Annotated in this window: 19 protein-coding genes; 6 read left to right on the forward strand and 13 right to left on the reverse strand. The window is 32.0% G+C overall.

The genetic code is table 11. The annotated features are described in order from the left end of the window. Positions 1–2 precede the first annotated feature (2 nt). From AC2DGP_RS01815 to AC2DGP_RS01840, 6 genes are all read right to left on the reverse strand, one after another. Positions 3–1,733 (reverse strand): arylsulfatase, encoded by a 1,731-nt coding sequence (locus AC2DGP_RS01815; RefSeq protein WP_484491321.1) that lies wholly within the window; start codon positions 1,731–1,733, stop codon positions 3–5. A gap of 254 nt (positions 1,734–1,987) precedes the next feature. Next, positions 1,988–2,413, reverse strand: coding sequence for a DUF2147 domain-containing protein (locus AC2DGP_RS01820; protein ID WP_484491322.1), 426 nt, complete (start codon positions 2,411–2,413; stop codon positions 1,988–1,990). Positions 2,414–2,450: 37 nt separating this feature from the next. Continuing rightward, positions 2,451–3,242: a tRNA 2-thiocytidine(32) synthetase TtcA gene (gene ttcA / locus AC2DGP_RS01825; protein WP_484491323.1), complete on the reverse strand. Its 792-nt coding sequence runs from the start codon at positions 3,240–3,242 to the stop codon at positions 2,451–2,453. Between the two features lie 199 nt (positions 3,243–3,441). Next, positions 3,442–4,641: a phosphatidylserine decarboxylase gene (locus AC2DGP_RS01830; protein ID WP_484491324.1), complete on the reverse strand. Its 1,200-nt coding sequence runs from the start codon at positions 4,639–4,641 to the stop codon at positions 3,442–3,444. Positions 4,642–5,128: 487 nt separating this feature from the next. After that, a complete protein-coding gene (locus tag AC2DGP_RS01835; protein ID WP_484491325.1) occupies positions 5,129–8,104 on the reverse strand; it encodes a DEAD/DEAH box helicase in 2,976 nt (991 codons plus the stop codon). A 217-nt stretch (positions 8,105–8,321) separates the two neighbouring features. Continuing rightward, positions 8,322–8,954, reverse strand: coding sequence for a 7-carboxy-7-deazaguanine synthase QueE (locus AC2DGP_RS01840; RefSeq protein WP_484491326.1), 633 nt, complete (start codon positions 8,952–8,954; stop codon positions 8,322–8,324). Positions 8,955–9,162: 208 nt separating this feature from the next. Between AC2DGP_RS01840 and AC2DGP_RS01845 the strand changes: the two genes are divergently transcribed. Continuing rightward, positions 9,163–9,738 carry a hypothetical protein gene (locus AC2DGP_RS01845; RefSeq protein WP_484491327.1) on the forward strand — a complete coding sequence of 192 codons (576 nt, stop codon included), beginning with the start codon at positions 9,163–9,165 and terminating at the stop codon, positions 9,736–9,738. A 4-nt stretch (positions 9,739–9,742) separates the two neighbouring features. Here the strand turns inward: AC2DGP_RS01845 and AC2DGP_RS01850 are convergent, their stop codons facing one another. The 5 genes from AC2DGP_RS01850 to AC2DGP_RS01870 form a co-directional block, all read right to left on the reverse strand. Continuing rightward, positions 9,743–10,462, reverse strand: a complete 720-nt coding sequence (locus tag AC2DGP_RS01850; protein WP_484491328.1) for a peptidylprolyl isomerase — start codon at positions 10,460–10,462, stop codon at positions 9,743–9,745. 3 nt (positions 10,463–10,465) lie between these two features. Next, the gene (locus AC2DGP_RS01855; RefSeq protein ID WP_484491329.1) at positions 10,466–11,365 is read right to left on the reverse strand and encodes a Ppx/GppA phosphatase family protein; all 900 of its coding nucleotides are present in this window, start codon (positions 11,363–11,365) and stop codon (positions 10,466–10,468) included. A 12-nt stretch (positions 11,366–11,377) separates the two neighbouring features. Continuing rightward, the gene (locus AC2DGP_RS01860) at positions 11,378–11,866 is read right to left on the reverse strand and encodes a SixA phosphatase family protein (protein ID WP_484491330.1); all 489 of its coding nucleotides are present in this window, start codon (positions 11,864–11,866) and stop codon (positions 11,378–11,380) included. A 108-nt stretch (positions 11,867–11,974) separates the two neighbouring features. Next, positions 11,975–12,622, reverse strand: a complete 648-nt coding sequence (pdxH, locus tag AC2DGP_RS01865) for a pyridoxamine 5'-phosphate oxidase (protein WP_484491331.1) — start codon at positions 12,620–12,622, stop codon at positions 11,975–11,977. Between the two features lie 40 nt (positions 12,623–12,662). After that, complete coding sequence (locus AC2DGP_RS01870) at positions 12,663–14,135, reverse strand: sodium:solute symporter (protein ID WP_484491332.1); 1,473 nt, start codon at positions 14,133–14,135, stop codon at positions 12,663–12,665. Between the two features lie 157 nt (positions 14,136–14,292). On the opposite strand from AC2DGP_RS01870, the gene recR reads away from it, so the two are divergent. Next, complete coding sequence (gene recR, locus AC2DGP_RS01875) at positions 14,293–14,910, forward strand: recombination mediator RecR (RefSeq protein ID WP_484491333.1); 618 nt, start codon at positions 14,293–14,295, stop codon at positions 14,908–14,910. A gap of 71 nt (positions 14,911–14,981) precedes the next feature. Beyond that, positions 14,982–16,139, forward strand: a complete 1,158-nt coding sequence (locus AC2DGP_RS01880) for a glycosyltransferase family 2 protein (protein ID WP_484491334.1) — start codon at positions 14,982–14,984, stop codon at positions 16,137–16,139. Here AC2DGP_RS01880 and AC2DGP_RS01885 read toward each other — a convergent pair. Both AC2DGP_RS01885 and AC2DGP_RS01890 read right to left on the reverse strand, forming a co-directional pair. Next, positions 16,131–16,694 (reverse strand): CopD family protein, encoded by a 564-nt coding sequence (locus AC2DGP_RS01885; RefSeq protein WP_484491335.1) that lies wholly within the window; start codon positions 16,692–16,694, stop codon positions 16,131–16,133. The two genes, AC2DGP_RS01880 and AC2DGP_RS01885, sit on opposite strands and share 9 nt — an antisense overlap. 233 nt (positions 16,695–16,927) lie before the next feature. After that, positions 16,928–17,635 (reverse strand): LytR/AlgR family response regulator transcription factor, encoded by a 708-nt coding sequence (locus tag AC2DGP_RS01890; protein ID WP_484491336.1) that lies wholly within the window; start codon positions 17,633–17,635, stop codon positions 16,928–16,930. A 328-nt stretch (positions 17,636–17,963) separates the two neighbouring features. Between AC2DGP_RS01890 and AC2DGP_RS01895 the strand changes: the two genes are divergently transcribed. From AC2DGP_RS01895 to AC2DGP_RS01905, 3 genes are all read left to right on the forward strand, one after another. Further along, positions 17,964–19,202, forward strand: coding sequence for a hypothetical protein (locus tag AC2DGP_RS01895; RefSeq protein ID WP_484491337.1), 1,239 nt, complete (start codon positions 17,964–17,966; stop codon positions 19,200–19,202). Positions 19,203–19,302: 100 nt separating this feature from the next. After that, positions 19,303–20,433, forward strand: a complete 1,131-nt coding sequence (gene tgt / locus AC2DGP_RS01900) for a tRNA guanosine(34) transglycosylase Tgt (protein WP_484491338.1) — start codon at positions 19,303–19,305, stop codon at positions 20,431–20,433. A gap of 31 nt (positions 20,434–20,464) precedes the next feature. Beyond that, positions 20,465–21,553, forward strand: a complete 1,089-nt coding sequence (locus AC2DGP_RS01905) for an LptF/LptG family permease (RefSeq protein ID WP_484491339.1) — start codon at positions 20,465–20,467, stop codon at positions 21,551–21,553. Positions 21,554–21,585: the final 32 nt, after the last annotated feature.

Below are 21,585 nucleotides of genomic sequence, written 5' to 3' on the forward strand. Positions count from 1 at the left end.
ATTTATTCACTTGCGGCCTTGAAAGGATTCCATTCGGGAACTACCTCCATTATATTATGTTCTTTGGCATAGGATAAATATAAATTTTTCATATTAATAAATTTTTCAGGCATACTTGCTTCTAAGGGGTTCATTTCAGATGGATCAGAAACAACATCATACAAATGCCATTTACCATCACCAAACATCCCTTTTCTAACTTTTATTACTTTATAATTACCTTGCATTAGATACCCATTTCCAAAAAGTTCAAATGCATACCATTGATCTTCCGATCGTACATGTTTTTTTTGTCCTTCTAAAAATGGTCGAGCACTAACTCCTGATGGTGCTACAATTTCTCTGTCTTTGTATTTTGTTTGTGGGTGCTTGATACCTGCATAATCTAAAATTGTCATTGGTAAATCTTTAACAGAAATTACAGCATTTGAAATATGTCCTGCTTTGCTATAATCGGTTGAAAATGCTCCTGGTGGAACAATCATCATAGGAACTCTAATACCTCCCTCACCGATAAACCATTTCCACCATTGAAGACCACCTGTTGCTGCATTTGCCCAAGAAACCCCAATTGTATGTTCAGAATTAGCGCTACCTATTGCTTCAAAACTTTGATCAAATTGTGTTTCAATCCATTTTGCCATTTCAGGATTTCCTGTTTTCGGATGGGTAGCTTCGAAACCTTCAGGGCCGTTGTCAGTAAGGTATATAATTAAGGTATTGTCAAGCTGCCCAGAGGTTTTTAAATAATTTAAAATTTGTCCAGTTCTGTCATCTTGATCCTCAATCATAGCAGCATAAGTTGCCATTACCTTAGCCTGTATTTCTTTTTCTTTTTGAGATAAACTTTCCCATTTATGGGTAATATCATTAAACAAAGGTTCTGTGGCTGTTTTAGTTATTAACCCCTGTTTTTTTAAACTTTCGTATCGTTCTTTTTTGAGACCTGAAAATCCTAATTTTAAATATTTTTTATAGTGCTTGTCAATTTTATCAGCCGGTGCTTGAATAGGAAAATGTGCTGTTGTAAAAGCCATATATGCAAACCAAGGCTTGTTTTCAGAAGCACCTTCTTTTATGAACTCTAACATTTGATTTGTGTATAGCTCTCCTGAGTATACACCATTTGGCCTTTCAAAATGTTTTCCATTTAGAGTAAAATGTTCTTTTCTTTTTACGTTTAATCCATTTGGATCACTAAAATCTGGTGTCATTGCCCAGTTATTCCAGTGGTTTGAGCCACCTGATAAAATACCAAATTCTTTTGTGAATCCCCATTCTAAAGGGCCGTATCCACCTGCTGCTTCTCCACCTAAATGCCATTTTCCGGATTTATATACTTCGTAGCCGGCATCTTTCATTAATTCAGAAATTGCAACTGCATTTTTAGTTAAATAACCTTCGTAACCCGATTTTCCTTTTGTAGGTGGGTAAAAGGAGTAATCGAAAGAACCTAATCCAATTTCAATATTGTTACAACCAGTCATTAACATCGAGCGAGTAACACTACAAACAGGTGAGGCATGAAAATTTGTAAATCTTACACCAGCTTCTGCAAGTTTGTTCATGTGGGGTGTTTCTATTTCTGATCCATATGAACTTAAGTCTCCGAAACCAATATCATCTCCTACTAACAATAAAATGTTTGGTTTAACCGCCTTAGAAGGAGTGTTTTTTGGGGTACAACTCATTAAAAATGACCCAAAAGCAAATAATACGAGAATATTTTTCATTTTTTTATTTTTTTTAATTAAAAGATACAAAATTTTAGCTGTTATATTGAATTTGAGAAAGGGCAAATTTTCTTTTAAATATCAGGTTTTCTTAAATTCTTTTTTTGATAAATTAATTTCATCACAGAAGATGAAAATTGAATTCCCTTCATCTATTTCAAATTGATAGTAGTGGTGTTAACTCTCACCGCTGCAATGAAAGAAATCTGGTTTGTAGAATCATAAAGTTTGTTTAATTAACGTTATTATAAGGATTACTGTTGTTTTCTGAGCCAATACTGCGTTCTTCCTAGAAGAGAAAAGCCAATAAAACCTCTTACTTTAAGCTTGTTGTCTTCAACTAATTTTAAATAGCATTTGTAGATATCACCAGATTCAGGGTCAAGAATAGTTCCTCCGTCGTACTCATCCTTATTTTCTCTTAGGTTTTCTATGATTACAAGGCCAATTATCGGTTGGTTTTTTTGAGCACCTTCACATTTTTCACACACAGCATTTTCATCTCTAACAAAATTTTTGACGATTTTGGCAAAATAAGATTCGTTCTGTTTATAAATTTCTATGATGGCTTTTTTCTCATTTGTTTTGTCATCATATGTTTCCCATTGTCCGATAATGGTCTGTGCCTGTGATTGAAAAGTTATAGCAAATAGAAGTACAAGAAAGATTGTTTTTTTCATAAGTTAGTTTTTTTCTAAGTTATAAAAAAAATGAAAATTAAACTAATGATGATAAATCCTTTCCTTTTAATTCTTTAAAATTGTATAATTTTTTATCTAGTAAATGTGACGGAAATACATTTGATAATGCATTCATCATGATAGAGCTTCTGTCTGGAAATTCGGATTCCCAATCTGAAATCATCTGTTTTACTTTTTTTCGTTGCAAATTTTCTTGTGAGCCACAAAGGTTGCAAGGGATGATAGGGAAATTCATGTGACTTGCATATGCTTCTATGTCACTTTCTTTGCATAAAGCGAGAGGGCGTAGCACTTCTAAATCCTTTGCGTCATTTAAAAATTTAGGAGGCATCGTTTCAAGTTTTCCTGAGAAGAAAAAATTAAGTAAAAATGTTTCTAGAATATCATCTCTATGATGTCCAAGTGCAATTTTATTACAGCCCAAATCTTTGGCCGCTTCATAGAGTGTTCCTCGCCTTAGTCTCGAGCATAAACTACAGGTGGTTTTCCCTTCTGGAGTTTTCTCCATCACCACTTTATAGGTGTTTTTTTCGATAATTTTAAAAGGGACGTCTAATTTTGTCAAATAGGTAGGTAGAACCTCTTCTGGAAATCCAGGTTGTTTTTGATCTAGATTGACTGCTATAATATCAAAATTAATAGGAGCAACTTTTTGAAAGTGCATTAACATATGGAGAAGGGTGTAACTATCCTTACCGCCCGAGAGACAAACCATTATTTTATCTCCATCTTGAATCATTGAGTATTGCTCTATAGATTCTCCAACTGCCCTGTGAAGTTTTTTTAAAACCGACTTTCTGTTTTCCATGTCGGCAAAAATACTGCTTACAAATAAATAAAACTAATCCGAAAAAATAATTATCAAATACCCCCTATTTAATAGTTATTCGGATTAGTTTTAAAATCTAACTTAACCTTAATTTACGAAAAGTCTTAAAAATGAAACTAATTCGCGTTTAAACAATATTTTTTCCCCCGATCCATATTGTGCGAACTAGTTTCAATATTTATTTTATGTTTTTTTGTGCTCTGCTTATGCTATTCCCATAATGGCGGTATCCTTCGGATTCATTAATTTCAGGAGCTTTACCTTCTTGGAAAAGTAAAATCACATCAGATCCTCCAAATTTGAAGTAACCAAATTCTTCTCCTTTTTCAATCACTGTATCCGGCGTAGCTAACATATGCACAGATGAGATTTGAGACATTCCAACTGGAACTACAGCTACTAAGCCCATGTCTCCATAAGGTGAGTTTCTTGTGTCTAATATCAAGATTCCTCTAGATTGAGAAAATTGATAGCCATTTGCTGTATTACTAGTAGTATTAAATTGTCCGTTGTATTCAATGTTTACATCCAAAGAAGTCAAACCATAAACAGGATAACTTTCTTTTACTAATCCACACACAGGAGAGTGGAATCTGTGGTAAGAATAGGGACCTAAAAAGTAATGAACAAAAGTCCCATTAGCAAAAGAATCTTTGTATTTACTATCTTTTAATAGGTCTGGAATGTTATTGAATATATGAGTTTGTTTTATGGTGATCTCTTCTATTTCGGAATTTGAATTTATAGAGTATTTCTTTTTAAAGGTAGAATCTGCAGGACTCGTAACAATTGAGTTATCCTCTGGGCTATCTATTTTTCGTAATCCAGGATTTAATTCTCTGGCAAAAAAATCGTTAAAGCAATTCCATTTACTATTGGGTCTTCCGTTAATTAAGGAGTCTTGTACGCGGTATTGTGGTGAGAATTTAATGTGCTCTGTTAAAATGACATCATTAAAAGATTCATTAGTGTCTAGGAATGATCCCCAGTTTTCCGAAAAATGAAGTAAAAATTCCGTAAACCATTCAATATTTTCAGATAAAATACCAATTCCAGTTTGTTGGTCTACAAGGAAATAAAAATGACACAAACGATCATATACTTCTTGGCTGTGTGGTGTACCAGGTTTTTTCCAAACTTTAGAGTTACTTTGTTGTGGTACCCATTTTTGGAAACTTTCTAAGTAATTTAAATAAGAAGTTCTGTCTAAAGGCCAGTCTAAAGCATCGAATAAATCCTTATCAAGATTTAAATCAGCCTTAAACTTTGCCATGATTAAGGATTCCTCAATGTAATTCCAGTTGTCAAGTGAAACATTTTTCGTCAAAAAATTAATAGCATCTTGTGACGATTCAATTTGGGTTAATAGTGAATTCATAGTCAGTATAATTGGTAGTTGGTTGAATAAAACGTTGTGAAAAAATCATTTTACCTTTAATTTATGTGAGGTAGTCATAAATTAATTTCCGTCAATAGGCTATGAAAAAAAATATTTCTAAATGAAATGTCAATTCTTTGTTTGAAATTTTTCAAACAGAGTCAAAACATTGTTTCATTTAGAAATATTCGTAATGTTAATAAGTTCCTTTTCATAGCATAGTAAAGATAGGAAATAATTATTCATAAAAACAACAAGTATCTTAAAAAAAAATGCAATTATTTTAACCTGTATTTAATACATTTAATTTTTAAGTTGTTGTTTTGTAGTGTTTTGTGGTGTTTTTAATGGAAAAACACTAACTGATTTTTTATTGCGCAGACTAGCAGTATTTAAGGATACTACTTAATAGTTTTTAAGGATGATTCTTGACTTTCAAATTGTTGAAAAGTTGAGTTGCGACTCTCTTTTGTATAAAATATTTTAGTTAATGTTCTACTTCTACTAAATTAAGATGTTTTTTTAGAACTCCTGATGGCGTTTCACTATTTTCATCAAAAATACGTGTGTCACCAAACAAAATAAAACTATCTCTCGCTCTAGATACTGCAACGTTTAGCATATTAGGTTTGTTATCTCTATCAAAAAATAAAGTTCCTTCGTCTTCATCAGTGTAAACCGAGCTGAATAGTACGATGTTCCGTTCAGCTCCTTGCAAAGCATGTACGGTTCCTAGTTTGATATCATTTATTTTGTATCCTGAGTCGGTTAGCGCTTTGGAAAGTTCGCTTTTCTGACTTGTAAAGGGAGTAATTATTCCTAAAACTTTTTCTACAGATTCTACATTATAAGCCTCTTTAATGGCTTCTTTGTTTTTATTTAGCCAAGAAACAATTGACTTTACTTCAATAAGATTACATCTACTGTTGTATTTTCTTTCACTTACACCCTCAATATGATAGGCCATCATTGAAGGGAAAATTTGATCAGGCTTGGCGGTACCCTTCATAGGTTTTAGGATTCCACCATAGGCAAGTTCATTGCAAAAACCGATAATTTCGTCATTACACCTTCTGTGTTCAAGTAATAAGAGACCTTTTTCTTTTTCAGCTTCCTTAATTAATGGGGTTTCAAACTCACAAGCATTTTGAGCCATTTTCATGATGCTTCCACTTGATGAAAGGAAACCCAGGTTTTCTAAGTAGCTGTTTTCTTCCTTTGACGAAGTGATATTTTGATTACTCAAGTTACCGGCATCAATGCCTGGAGGAATCATCCAAATAGGTTCTATTTGTTTTAAGTCACCTACTACAATCGCTTTACTTGCTAAAGAAAATAATGGAATACTTACCTCTGGAGTTACTTGTCCGGCTTCATCAATAATTAATAAATCCAAGAAATTATAAAGTGGGAGGTACTCAAATATAGGATTTCCTTCTTCGTTCTCACCCTGAAATTGGCTGTAAACAAAATGTGTTGGAGCCATGTAAAAAGTAGCTACAAAACAAGGAGTTAACATCGCTCTTCTTTTCCATTTTTGTTGAATTACTAGTTCCCCTGTTCCTTTCTCGGTGTTTTCCTCTAACATTTCCAGCGTTGCACTAATCCATCTTGCTTCCCAGTAATGAGTTGCCAACAAGAATGCTTTATGCCTTAATGTGATATCAATTTCATCATAGAAAAATCGCTGAGAAAAATCTTTGGTATCCATTTTCTCATATTCATAATTCCACATTTCTTCTTCAGAAACTAAAGGGAACCCTTTGATGTTATTTTGTTCTTTCCATTCTTTTAATCGAGCGAAAGAATTCAACACGCCATTCAGGTCAGAAATTACTTGTTTTATAAAGTTCAAAGCAGATTCTATGTTTTCAAGAATGTCTAACGGGATAATAAATATTTGAGAAGCACCAATTTCTTGTGATTCCGATACCTTAAAAATAGTTGAAATTTGATCTTTAAAATCTAGATCTTTAGATTTGGATTTTAATGCTGTAAGCGATTTTCTCCATTGTTGAATTTTTAAGACATTGACTTGATCTTTTTTGATGTATTGTTGGTCATCAATTAAAACGTTATTGGTTTTATTGATGTATTGAATAAATTCTCTTGAAATATTAACCCCATTGATTAGATTGTCTTCAACAATTGTTATTTCTTCTTGAAGATGGTCGCAGGCATCCTCAAGTGAGTCGGCTTCAAAACCAAAGTAGTCATAGTATTTGTCAAAGAAAAAATTTTCAGCATCATATACAAATGTTTCGTTTTCAAGATCACATAAGGTTCCTTCATGTCCAAATAGATTTCCTTTTAAGAAATTTATATTTTTTAAAGTTTTTTCGCTCTTTGAATTAGAAGGTAGGTAAGTTGCATACCCATGAAAACCTGGGATCCAGCGTTCAGAAAGGTCATCCATAGTACTGACAGAATTTATAAAACTATCAATAATATTTGTTACAGCTTGGTTGTTCGTAGAGCAGGCAAGTATCACTGGGGCTTCTTCACCTTTTATCGCAGATCTAACAACTTCGGTGGCAACTAGACTTTGTAACAACGTAGTTTTTCCTGTCCCAGGAGGGCCGTTTACCGCAGTTACTGAATTGGCTTCTGCTGTGAGGTACGATAACAGTGTTTTTCTTTGACTTATTGAGAGTGGGAATTCATTGGACATTTGCCCTAAATGCAAGTGGTTGTAATTTAAAAAACCATCATCAGTAATTGCAGTTTTTCTTTCTCTATCAATTGGGTCTACTAATTTCTCAATTAATGGAAAATCAATGGTTTCGTTGAGAAGATTTTCATACAAAAAAAGAATACTTTTAGCAGTAGCAATTTTTGAGCTTTTGGCAAAATAAGTTACTTTGTGTCGTGTTGTGTATCCTTCAGCATTAAAATAATTCATGTCGCTAAAAGCAATAGCTTCAAATACATCATTGATATAAGCCCAGTAAATATCCCAAGAAACAAGTTCTTCATCATCTAAAAGAAAAGGTTCTTCCATTTCTCTCGCTTCTTCAACAAGATCCATTTTTGAAAAAATAAAATCGTTTCCTATATCAGCAATAGGAGCTAAATAGTTTCTTACGATTAGCGGAAACATGTCTTTTGGAGCCGTTAATTGACCTGATCTATTCACTCTAGCTCTGATCCAAAAAGGGTGGATTGGAGCAGCTTTAAAATTTGAATTTTGTAATTCCAACTCAAAGGGAGCAATGATGATTTCAGTATCTGTTACTTCGTACCAGTTCGGACTATCTTTTTTAGTGATACCTTTAAGTCTGTTGATTCTTCTTTCTTCAAGATCCAACATTTGTGTTGCATTTTTCTCCTGGATGGTTCCAGTTTCTAGGTTGCAATTAACTTGGTGGTATAAATTTTTGATACGAGCAATATCAACAGCCAAATTTTCACTATCAAATAAACTATTTCGATAGTAATTAAGCCAATTCTTTACGTTATTCATTGATCCTGTTTGGTTTCTATAATTCTATTGTAGCAAAATGAATGCAAGCGAATATATAATTTTCAATAGAAGGAAATAGATAACTTTTTCAGAAGTTATTTACAATTTGAAAGAATGTGACAAAATCTAAGTAGCAAATATAAATAGATAGGGACTAAAGTTTTATTTACAAGCTTGTTATAAATAACTATTTAGAAGCTGCAAAAGTAGTTATGCACTAAGGGATGTTTAAGTATTTATGAGTTTGTAAAGAAATTTTCCATTTAGGGTGTTTCATTACATAATCAATGATTTGAGGAATCATTTTTTCTTTTTTACTCCATTCTGGTTGTAGGTATAATTGACAAGAACTAGAAACTTTTGCTGCTTGTTCTTCTGCAAAAATAAAATCATTTGCGTTGTGAATTATCATTTTAAGTTCATCTGCAGCTTGATGACACTCTTTTAATGGTAGTTTTGTTTTTTTAGGAGATAAACAGAACCAATCCCACGTTCCTGAAAGTTTATAAGCGCCTGAAGTTTCAATATGGGTACGAATTCCTACGGTTCTTAATTTTGAGGTGATATAATCTAGAGACCACATCAAGGGTTCTCCACCAGTAACAACTACCGTTTTAGCATAATTTTTAGCATTAGAAACAATCGTGTCGGTTAAGGTAGGAGGGTGTAAATTAGCATCCCAACTTTCTTTAACATCACACCAATGACAACCTACATCGCAACCACCAATTCTAATAAAATATGCTGCTGTACCGGTATAACCACCTTCCCCTTGAATGGTATAAAATTCTTCCATTAATGGGAGCATTTCTCCAGAGGCAATTAATTCTTTATTGTTTTCCGTACTCATAATCTAAATTTCAGGGTGCAAAGATACTCAATCCAAATAGTTTACAAGCTATCTAGAATAATTATATTTTTATTTGAAATTTATAGTGTAGTAAAGAGAATATAAAAGTTATGCCCCCTTCTTTTGTGGTCATTTTGTGAAAATTATAGCAGCTTTTTTAAAAGAAAAAAACTACTTTTAGCCATTATAATATAATACCCAAATAGCCATGCGTAAATTTAGTTTTAAATCTTTTTTCATCTTAGTCTTAGCGATATTGCTTTTCAGTTGTTCTAATAAAGATGAATATACCGTTGAGAAAAATAGGGTGGGAGTGCTTACTTCAGAGACTAAGGTAATGGAAATAGAATCTTTATTTGAAAATGATTCCGTTGTAAAAAGGTTGAGTGAAGGAATACTTGGTTATAAGGGAAGGTACGCTCAAGAAGATGATTATTATTTGATATATTCAAAGGAAGGGAAGCATATGTTAACCTTAACACCAAAAGAATCATTAGATTCTTTATCTACCATAAGAACGGTTGATATTCATGATGCAAAATATATTACAAAGCAAGGTGGCGTTGGATTGGGGTCTAAATTTGAAGAGATAAATTTGGCAATGAATGTGTCTAAAATTGAGTCTACTTTTACTAAAGTGGTCTTGTATTTGGATAAAATGAATGCTACTATGACTTTGGATAAGTTGGATTTGGGAATTAATACAATTCAAACGAATGATGTGCAATTAGAACAAATACCTAATTTAGTGAAGCCAAAGACCTTTGTTGTTTGGTTTGATTAAATAATTAATCTAATATTGTTATTTTCATAGGAATGTCTTTTTCGGGCCATTCGTATCTGTCAATGCTTACTTGTGTTATTTTATCAATAACATCTAGTCCTTTTGTAATTTCGCCAAAAACAGTGTGTTCATAATTTAAATGTGACTGATCTTTGGTTGCTTGAATAAAATAAAATTCGAAAGGTGTAGATTCTTTTGTGGGATTGTTTTCCCAATCTCTAGCAGCTGCCATACAGCCTCTTTTATGAACTCTATTTTTTCTAAACTCAGAAGGGATTCTGTAATCATTTAATTGAGTTTTGTACGCTGGAGTTACTAAGTTATCAGAACTTCCTCCTTGTACAATAAAATCAGGAACAATTCTATAAAAGCAAGTTGTATCGTAATAGCCTTTTTCTACTAAATATAGAAAACTGGCTCTGTGTATTGGTGTGTCTTTGTACAAACGAACATAAATATCTCCTAATCGTGTAGTTATTTTTAATTTTGTTTGTGGATGAGATTTTCCGTATTCAGTAAAAAAAGCAACCGCATTTTCAGTACTGATAGAATCAAAAATATATTGACGATCTTCAGGTGCTAAAAGTCTTTTTTGAGGCGTTTTTTTTACTTTTATTTCGGTTTGTTTGCTTTCTGCATTAGTTTCTTTTTTAGTAGTTTCAGTTTTACATGAAACGACAATAGTTAACATACAACAAATTAATAACGGAATATATTTCGACATTGATTATGCTTCTAGAACTCCGCTATACAAACTTTTAATAATTCCATCTGAAAGACCAATTTTTGGAACATAGATTTTTTTAGCACCACTCCATTTCATGGCAGATAGATAAATTTTTGTTGCTGGAATTATTACATCTGCTCGGTCAGGGTTAAGTCCAAGTTCAGAAATACGTTCATCATAACTCATTTTCTTTAAAAATTGATAATGCGCATTCATATAAATATAAGAAAGTGGCTTGTCAATTTTTTGGCCAGACATTTTAAAAATCTTATTAATGTTTCCACCAGAACCAATCAACACGATTTTTTTCATGTCTTTGGTGTTGGCTTCAATCCATTTTTTTATTTCTTTCCAAGTTTCTTTTTTGTCCACTTCTTTATTTAGCAAACGGACTGTTCCCATTTTAAAAGATTTTGAAGCAATCAATTTTTGCTTTGAAAAGACGGTAAACTCGGTACTACCACCACCTACATCTACATATAAATAAGATTTATGACCTTCAATTAATTGAGATAAATCTGTAGAAGCAATAATTTGAGCTTCCTTTTTTCCATCAATTATTTCAATCGATATGTCCGATTCTTCTTTGATTCTTTGAATCAGTTCCTTACCATTAGAGGAGTCGCGCATTGCAGAAGTAGCACATGCTTTGTATTTTTCTACACCATGCACTTTCATTAAAAGTTTAAATGCTTTCATTGCATCTATCATTCTAATAGAATTTTCTTCAGAAATAGTTCCAGATATAAAAGCATCTGCCCCTAAACGTATTGGAACACGAATCAAAGCTGATTTTTTAAATTTAGGTTCTTCGTCTTTAACAAGAACAATATTTGATATTAATAAGCGCACAGCATTAGATCCTATATCTATGGCTGCATATTTTTTAATTTCTAACAATGTAATTCGTTTTTATTTGTGGTTTTTAGGAAAATCTTGAAACAAAGTTTTTCCCTTTTTTACACTCTTCCAATGATTGTTTTCAAATTGAATAGCAACAACACCACATGTAGGAACATGTGGAATAAAAGTGTCACCAAATTTATTTACAAAATCATTGATTCCATGATCATGACTAAAAATGATTGCAGAATCAAATTCATCATCAAGTGCTTTTATGGTTTTTACCAAATAGCCATCACTAAAATTATACAAAGATTTTTTTATTTGCAAGTTTGAGAGAGGATAGCTAAAAACATTTGAGAAAATTACCGCTGTTGATAGGGCTCTAGATGCACTACTGGTAATAAAAACATCAGGCTTATCAATTTTTTTAACAAGTGCCGAGGCAACTAAATAAGAGTCTTTTATACCTCTTTTTTTTAAGGGTCTATCAATGTCCTCTATGCCCTTGTACTCCCAAGAAGATTTTGCGTGACGTACAATATATACTGTTTTCATGTATACAAATTAATGGTTCAAAGATACTAAAAATGTTTTATGGGGACTGATTAATTTGCTAATTACTCTTGGTTTATCCCTATTAATAACTGGTTTGTATCATTGTTTTTATGGAGCTAGCCGATCAATTTTCCAGCTGTAATCTTTTTGAAGTTGATATCTGATTCTATCATGCATTCTATTGGGTCTACCTTGCCAAAACTCAATTGACTGAGGTTTAATTATATATCCACCCCAGTGATCGGGTCTTGGGATTTCTTTGTCTTTAAATTGATTTTCAAATTTTTCTAAATTAGAAGTTAATACCTTTTTTGAGGTTACCACTTCACTTTGATTAGAGGCCCATGCTCCAAGTTTACTTCCGTTAGGTCTAGACTCAAAATAACCATCAGATAAATTTTCTGCAATTTTTTCAGCTTTTCCTTTGATAATGATTTGTTGTTCCATTCCTTGCCAAAAAAAGGATAGACAAACATTTGGATTCGCAGCAATTGCCTTCCCTTTTTCACTTGTGTAATTTGTATAAAAGATAAAACCTTCCCAAGTAAACTTTTTTAATAGTACAATTCTACTTTTTGGAAAACCATCTGTTCCAATCGTTGAAATAGTCATAGCATTGGCTTCATCAACTGTATTTGATTGTTCTACATCATGAAACCATTTTTGAAATAATTCCATTGGGTTTTCGGGAACATCTTTTTTTAGGAGTTCTTTTTTTACGTAAACTTTTCTATAGTTACTTAGGTCTTTTTCCATGCTGTAAAAATACTTATATTTTGGAATGAAAACGTTGTTTTTACCCTATTTTATTGGTTTTAATCTTCAAAAAAATGAGGCCAACGTAAGTGATCAATCCATTTAAAATTAACAATTCATAGCCAAATTTATAACCTGAAAACCATGTTTCAGCATAAATATCTAATAACGCAGTGATTAATAGTGAAACAATCGCAACAAAAGGTACTCTTTTTTCTTGAATTTTGTGTTTTGAAAATATTCCAAATGCGAATAGTCCTAACAGTGGTCCATAAGTGTAGCTAGCAACTTTTAAGAGACTGCTAATAACATTGTCTTCTAGTATGTGTTTGAATAATGTGATGACAAAGATTAATAAAATTGAAACACCGATATGTACTTTTTTTCTTGTCTTTTTTTTGTCCAGTTCAGGCAGGTTTTCAATAGAAAGAAAATCATAGCAGAATGAAGTTGTTAAGGATGTAAGAGCACTGTCAGCACTTGAATAGGCTGCTGCGATCAAGCCTAAAATAAAAACAAGTGCGATAGGGACTCCTAAGTTTTGGTTTAAGGCAATCTCTGGAAATAATAAATCTGTTTTTGGATTCCCATCTACCATAGGTATTGAAATTCCATGTTTGTCAGCATAGATGTATAATAGAGCTCCTAGAGATAAAAAAATAAAATTGACAAAAATGAGGACAAAACCAAGAGATAAAATATTCCACTGAGCCTCTTTTGTGCTTTTACAAGTGAGGTTTTTTTGCATCATATCTTGATCTAGTCCAGTCATTGCTATGGCAATAAACATTCCTCCAAAAAATGATTTTACAACATGCTTATTATTGTTTAAATCATCATGGAAAAATATTTTTGAATAATTTTTAAATTCATGAGATTGAAATGCTTCAATGATGGTCCAATTAAAACTATCACAAATTATATAAATAGCAACTATTACAGCGGTTAACATAAAAGTTGTTTGCAGTGTGTCTGTCCAAACAATTGTTTTCATTCCTCCTTTATAGGTGTACATCCAGATTAATAAAATCGAGATTACTACCGTGAGTTCAAACGGAATATTCCAAGCGTCAAAAATAAAATACTGAAAAACAGAAGCTACTAGGAAAAGTCTAAATGATGCACCTAATACCCTAGAAACAAAGAAAAATAAAGCCCCTGTTTTGTGGGTAACATTTCCGAATCTATTTTGTAGGTATTCATAAATAGAAGTAATGTTAGTTCTATAATATATTGGGAGTAAAATATAGGCGATCACTATATATCCAGCTAAGTACCCTAGTACTATTTGCATATAGCTAAATTGACTTGCTTGCACCCAACCAGGAACTGATATAAATGTGACGCCAGACAAAGAAGCACCAATCATACCAAAGGCAACAACATACCAAGGAGATTTTTTTTCGGCTTTAAAAAAGGAATCATTGGAGTCGTTTTTACCAGTGAAATAAGAAATTCCTAACAGTACGAAAAAGTAGGCTAAGACAATAAAAACTATTTGATAGGCTTGCATGAAATAAAGTGTTAAAAAAAGTGAAAATACTAAAGATTTATTAGCAGCGGCTTATTTGAGAAGAATTATTCTGGAATTAATACAAATTGATTAGTTTTTATCGTTTTTTGATTTGATGATGTAGCTATTTACTTGTCTAAATTAGTACATTTGTGATATGAATTTTTCATCAAAATTGTTAGAAAAAGCTGTGAATGAAGTTTCACAGTTACCTGGAATAGGAAAAAGAACTGCGTTAAGACTTGTATTACACCTTTTAAAGCAACCTAAATCTCATACGAATCATTTAGCGAACGCTTTGAATGATTTGGTAGAAGAGGTAAAGTTGTGTAAAAAGTGCCATAATATTTCTGATGTGGAGCTTTGTGAAATTTGCTCAAACCATAATCGTAGTGAGAATATTGTTTGTGTAGTTGAAGATATTAGAGATGTAATGGCTATTGAGAATACGGTTCAATATAAGGGGTTGTACCATGTTTTGGGTGGTAGAATTTCACCAATGGAAGGCATAGGTCCTCATAATTTAACTATAGAAAGTCTGATAGATAAGGTGAAAGAGGGCAGTGTTACTGAAGTTGTATTGGCTCTTAGTTCTACTATGGAAGGGGATACAACGAATTTTTATTTGTATAAACAATTACAAAATTATTCTATTACTATTTCTACCATTGCACGAGGTATTTCCGTGGGAGATGAGCTGCAATATACTGATGAAGTCACTTTAGGTAGAAGTATTGCAAATAGAGTGCCTTTTAGTGATTCATTAAATCAATAAATTTTTTATCTTTCAAAATACAATAACCACTCTGTATTTTCGTTATACAGAAACCAATTTAATTAACTTACTTGACTTCTAAACCTAACATTCAACTCTCCGTTGTTATAGTCAATTATAATGTGTATCATTTTTTAGATTTATGTCTAAGAAGTGTTGAAAAAGCATGTTTGCACTTAAATGCGGAAATTATTGTTGTAGACAATGCTTCTACAGATAATAGCTGCGCTTTAATTTCTAAAAACTTTTCATCTGTAAACCTTATTTGTAATAAAGATAATATTGGTTTTTCTAAGGCGAATAATCAAGGAGTAGCTCTTGCAAGAGGAGAGTACGTTTTAATATTGAATCCCGATACAGTTGTTGGTGAATCAACTTTTTTAGAGTTATTGTCTTTTGCAGTTGAACATGAAAATATGGGAGCCGTGGGGGTGCAATTGGTAGACGGTACTGGTGCATATTTACCAGAAAGTAAACGAGGAATCCCTACCCTAAAAGCATCGTTCAATAGATTTTTAGGGAAAGATAAAAATAAAGGAACTTACTATGCTAACAATGTAGAGCAAGATGGAGAAGGCGAGATTGAGATACTTGTAGGGGCGTTTATGTTTCTTAAAACCAAAGTTTACAAGGAGGTTGGTGGTTTCGATGAGGATTACTTTATGTATGGAGAAGACATTGATCTTAGTTATAAGTTACTGCAGGCAGGTTACAAAAACTATTATTTAGGAAGTTTGAAATGCATTCATTTTAAAGGAGAGTCTACTCGGAAGGATGTGAAATATTTAAAATATTTTCATGGAGCTATGGAAATATTTTACAAAAAACATTTTACTTCCAACTTTTTTCAGGATGCAGGAATGAAGATTTGCATCAAATTGTGGTATTTATTTAAGTATTTTCAGCTTTCAGATCAAACAATTCTTATTGAAGACAGAGAAAATGTATTGTATGTTGGAGATAAAAAAGTAGCGATAGATAAAAATATTCGTAGAAAATTAAGTTTTGTCAAGTTTAATTCTATGAAACAATTACAGCGCTACGCTCAGAAAAATAAAATTGAAGAAGTGTGGTTAGATGAATCCTCTTTAAACTATGAAAAGATAATTGATCTGATTTCTACATTACATTCCGATAAACTAATTTATAAAATCCATTCGCAAGATACCCACTATGTAATCGGTAGTAATTCTTCTGATGGACGAGGAGAAATCATTGATTTACTCTAGAGAATCATCTGGATCCCAGCTTCTCTTTTTTCTAGATTTTTTGTAAAGTTTTACAAGTAGCATTAAAATTATTCCAAAAGAAAATATTCCAACAACACCCCATATCCAATCTATGTTGTTTTGTAATTCTACCAAAAAGACTACCGCAAATAAAACCACTGTTGCCACTTCGTTCCATAACCTTAGTTTAGCTGAGCTATATTTAATAATGTCATCTTGAAGTTGTTTGTAGATGACATGACATCCCCATTGATAAAAATATAATAAAATTACAAACGATAGTTTGATCCACATCCATTGCTGTTTTAAAAGAGTAGGGTTTTCATAAAGTAACCAAAACGCAAAAAAACTAGCCAGTACTGCAGAGGGCCAGGTAATAATATACCAAAGCCTTTTGCTCATAATTTTGTATTGCCTTTGTAAAATCCCTTTGTCAGGTTGTTGCTTTTTGTCTGCTTCTACATGATAAATAAATAACCTAACTATGTAAAATAAACCTGCAAACCAGGTAACGATAAAAATTATATGTAAGGCTTTTATATAGTAATAGTTCATTTGTAATTTATTGTAATGTCTAGTGACAAAGATATCAATTAATCTCTCTTAAGTGTTAATAGCTAGTAAACAACTATAAATTTCTAAGGATAGCTAATGAGATTGTCTTATCAGAGTTTTTGTTGAAATGTTTTGAAGCTGTTTTCTTTTGAAATGTAACAACATTATTTTGGTTTATACCATAAGCAAATACCGTTTTGAGACGTGGTCATTGGTACAAAAACAGAGAAGGGTTAAAGTAAATTTAATCGTCGCATTAATTCACTTCGATTTGATCTACTTACAGGAATTATGTCTTGTTTTATCAGAACACTGTTGTCTTCAATATCAACTATTTTGTTAAAGTTAATAATATAAGATCTGTGTACTTTTATAAAAGTCTGAGAAGGTAATTTGTTTTCTATTTTTTTTAAAGTAGAATGTACAATATAGTTTTTACTCTCTGTTTTGATGTTTATATAGTCGCCTTTGGCTTCGATTAAATAAATATCAGGGATATGTATTTTTACTAATCTTCTATCAATGTTTACATAAAGTTTATCTTCTGTAGTATCCTTGTTTTCTTCTTTTTTCTGTTGAATTGGTGCTCCAAATGAAGATATTTTGTCCATAGATTTTTGAAATCTTTCAAATGTCAAAGGTTTTACAAGATAATCTACTACGCAGTTATATTCGAAGGCGTCTAAAGCAAAATTTCTGTCAGAAGTTACAAGAACAATGCTAGGAGGTGTTTTAAGCGTTTTTATAAAATCAAATCCAGAAAAAGTAGGCATATGAATATCAAGAAAAATGAGATCTACCGTTTGGTCATTTAAAAATTTAATGGCATCAATTGCATTTTCAAAATCTCCAACTACCTCTAAATCTTCTACTTTAGAAATCATTTGTTGGGTTATCAATCTTGCAGTAGCATCATCATCAATTAAGATACACTTTTTCATAAATTATTATTTTTTAATAAATAGCACTACGTTTTAAAAATGGTTTACGCCTTTTGGTTTTGTTATCGGCAGACTTAAAAAGTAGTTTGTTCAGGTAGCTATATAAAAACTAAGATACTTATTTTATGTATTATTCAAATAAAAAAGATAAAATATTTCTATACTTAACATCACAATTCTATTATTCTTGGATGAATTTCTTTTTAGATATTTTGGTTTTCAAAGTAGGTTCTGTTATCATAATATTTTACGCTACATCAAATAGAGTTGTTTCATAAAAAGGAATTAAATAAAAAGCTTAAATTTAATTTCTAATAAATGTTATGATATGAAATATTATTTTTTAGGCTTTGTGTTTTTTCTATCTGTAGGCTTTCAAAGTTTTGCGCAAGATCGATTTTTGACAGTAACTTCAAAAGATTCTATTAATGGGAAACCTTATTTTAAAAGTAGTTTTGGAGCCAATATTAAATTGAACGGTTATTATGATGTTTTTGGTGGACTTCAGGATAGTGAGACGTTTAATATAGGTAAGATTAATGTTTTTGGAACAGATGATTCAGGTAGTTTTAAAATGGACATGTATCAAACGCAACTAAAGTTTGAGTCTACAATTATGACCAAAGAAGGAGAACGCATTTATGCGATTGTTGAGTTTGATTTTTGGGGAGGAAATGGAACCATGCGTTTAAGAAAGGCTTATGTTGAGTTTGATCATTGGCAAATAGGTCAGGGCTGGGCATCCTTTGGAGACGAAGCTTTATGGCCGAATATTTTGGAGTGGGAAGGACCACCTTCAGGGGTTTGGGTTCGTAGTCCACATATTAAATATTTCAATAAAATAGGAAACGATCCCGACTGGAGATATATTATTGCCTTAGATGCACCGATTACTGATTATAATAGGTATGATGAAATTGAACCACTAATTGGGAATGCACATCAAACAACTCCAGATCTTATTTTGGGTGTGAAACATGAAAAAAAATGGGGACATTTGAGAATGTCAACAATGTTTCGAAATATCAATTATGAGTATGATGATGTCAAAAGTTCGTTTTTCGGATATGGTGTTTCTTTTTCAGGACGATTATTGAAAGGTAAAAATAGCTTTCAATTTCAAGGAACAGCCGGAAAAGGGATAACCTCTTATATAACAAGTATTGCAGGGTTTGGGTATGATGGATTTCCTACTGTTAACAATGAGCTTGATGCGACACCTTCCTATGGAGGTTGGATGGCCTATGAACATTTTTGGACAGATAAATTACATACAAATTTAGTAGGTGGTTATACAAGATTTTTTACAAATGATATTTCTAGATTTCTGGTTTCTGAAAATGAGAGTCCAGAGCTTGTTGTTCTAAATGGTGATGTAGATCATATTCATTATTATGGGATTGTAAATATTATGTATGACCATTATAGTAGGATGACCTATGGGGTGGAGTTAGATTATGGAGCAAAGATGTTAGTCATGAATGGTCAGGTTAATGGAGCTGAAATGGATGTCAATAAAGCTAGAGATGCCATGCGAATCAGTTTTGGGTTGATGTTTTACTTTTAATCGAGTTCCGTTTTTTTAAGGATTTATTATAATTTCTTGTCTATAATTTTTAAAAAATTAACTTTTAGTTTTCATTTGTTTCTAAGTATCTTTGTCGCTTATGAAGTTTGAAATAAAATCGAAAGATCCACAAAGTAAAGCCAGAGCAGGTGTAATGACAACTGATCATGGTCCTATAGAAACTCCAATTTTTATGCCCGTAGGAACTATGGGAACCGTAAAAGGAGTGCACCAAAAAGAATTAAAGGAAGAAGTAAATCCAGATATTATTCTTGCGAATACTTATCATTTGTATTTACGTCCAAAAATGGATATTCTTGAAAAAGCAGGTGGGATTCATAAATTCATGAACTGGGATAGGCCTGTTTTGACAGATAGTGGTGGATATCAAGTATACTCTTTGTCTGGTAGAAGAAAAATTAAAGAAGAAGGAGTGAAGTTTAAAAGTCATATTGACGGCTCTTATCATTTCTTTTCTCCAGAAAATGTGATGGAAACACAGCGTACCATTGGTGCTGATATTATCATGGCTTTTGATGAATGTACACCTTATCCATGCGATTATAAATATGCAAAGCGATCTATGCATATGACGCATCGTTGGTTGAATAGGTGTATGACGCATTTAGAAAAACTACCTTTTAAATATGGGTATTCACAAACGTTTTTTCCAATTGTTCAAGGAAGTACTTATAAAGATTTGCGTAAACAATCTGCAGAGTTTATTGCAGGTGTAGGAGCGGAAGGAAATGCCATTGGAGGATTGTCTGTTGGGGAACCAGCTGAAGAAATGTACGCAATGACAGATGTTGTTTGTAGTGTATTGCCAGAGGATAAACCAAGATACTTAATGGGGGTTGGAACACCGATTAATATTTTAGAGAATATAGCTCTTGGAGTAGATATGTTTGATTGTGTTATGCCAACACGTAATGCTAGGAATGGAATGTTGTTTACAGCTTATGGTAGTATTAACATAAAAAACAAAAAATGGGAAGATGATTTCTCTCCAATTGATTCTATGGGAATTACTTATGTAGATACTTTTTATTCAAAGGCTTATTTGCGTCATTTGTTTGCTTCTAATGAAATGTTAGGAAAGCAAATTGCAACTATTCATAATTTAGGATTCTATTTATGGCTAACCCGTGAAGCTAGAAAACATATTTTGGCAGGTGATTTTGCTGAGTGGAAAAATAAAATGGTTCGTCAAATGAATAACCGTTTGTAATTCTTATATATTTACGATTCAATTTTTGAACTTGAGAATATTAGATAAATACATATTAAAAAAGTACTTAGGGTCTTTTTTCTTTACCTTATTTATTTTGATACCCATTGCAATAGCGATTGATGTGTCAGAGAAAATTGATAAATTTTTACGTCATACTAATTTATCAGTAGGAGAGATAATAGAAGATTATTACGTCAATTTTATTATTTATTATGCCAATACGTTTATGCCATTGGCTTTGTTTATATCTGTAATATTCTTTACCTCAAAGCTGTCAAATAATACAGAGATTATTGCCATTAATAGTGCAAGTATCTCCTTTACCAGGTTTTTAAAACCTTATTTTATAGGTGCTACCCTTGTAACGGTTTATGCTTTGTTTATGAATCATTATGTGGTGCCAAATAGTAATGAAACGCTTACAAAATTTGATAAAAAGTATTTAGCAAATAGAAATAATGTTAAAGAAAATTATGTAAAAGAATTTAGTATGCGCCTTGGAAAAGGGAGGTATATTTATATTCAGAATTTTGGTATTAGAACTAATAGAGGGTATGATTTTTCATATGAAGAATATGATGGATTAAAAATGAAGTATCGCTTGACTGCAAACGAAATCACATGGTCTAAAAAAGACAGTACATTTTCCTTAAAGAATTTTACCAAAAGAAAGAGGTTTAATGATATGGATAGTATTGAAGTTGGAAGAAAGTTTGATACTATTTTTGATTTTTCTCCTAAAGATCTTTTGTATGTTGATTACTTGTCTAAAGAGATGACTTCTGCAGAACTAAAGAATTTTATAAAAAAATCACAAGATAGAGGTGTGAAAAATTTGAATGCCTATTATGTGGAGCTTTATAAGAGAACTACATTACCTGTATCTTCTTATATCATGACATTACTAGCTGTTTGTTTGTCTTTCCGTAAAAAACGTGGAGGAATGGGAATCAACATGGCTGTAGGAATTGGGTTGATGTTTATATATGTTTTCTTTATGAAAGTGGCAGAAGTGCTAGGTGCAGTTGCGGGTAGCAATACTGTGTTACTCATCTGGATGCCGAATATAGCATTTGGGTCGTTAGCCTTTTACTTGTATTTAAAATCAAAAAAATAAAAAATATGATTTTGATACTTTCATTAAGTTAG

The organism is Flavicella sp. IMCC45537 (assembly GCF_057197705.1).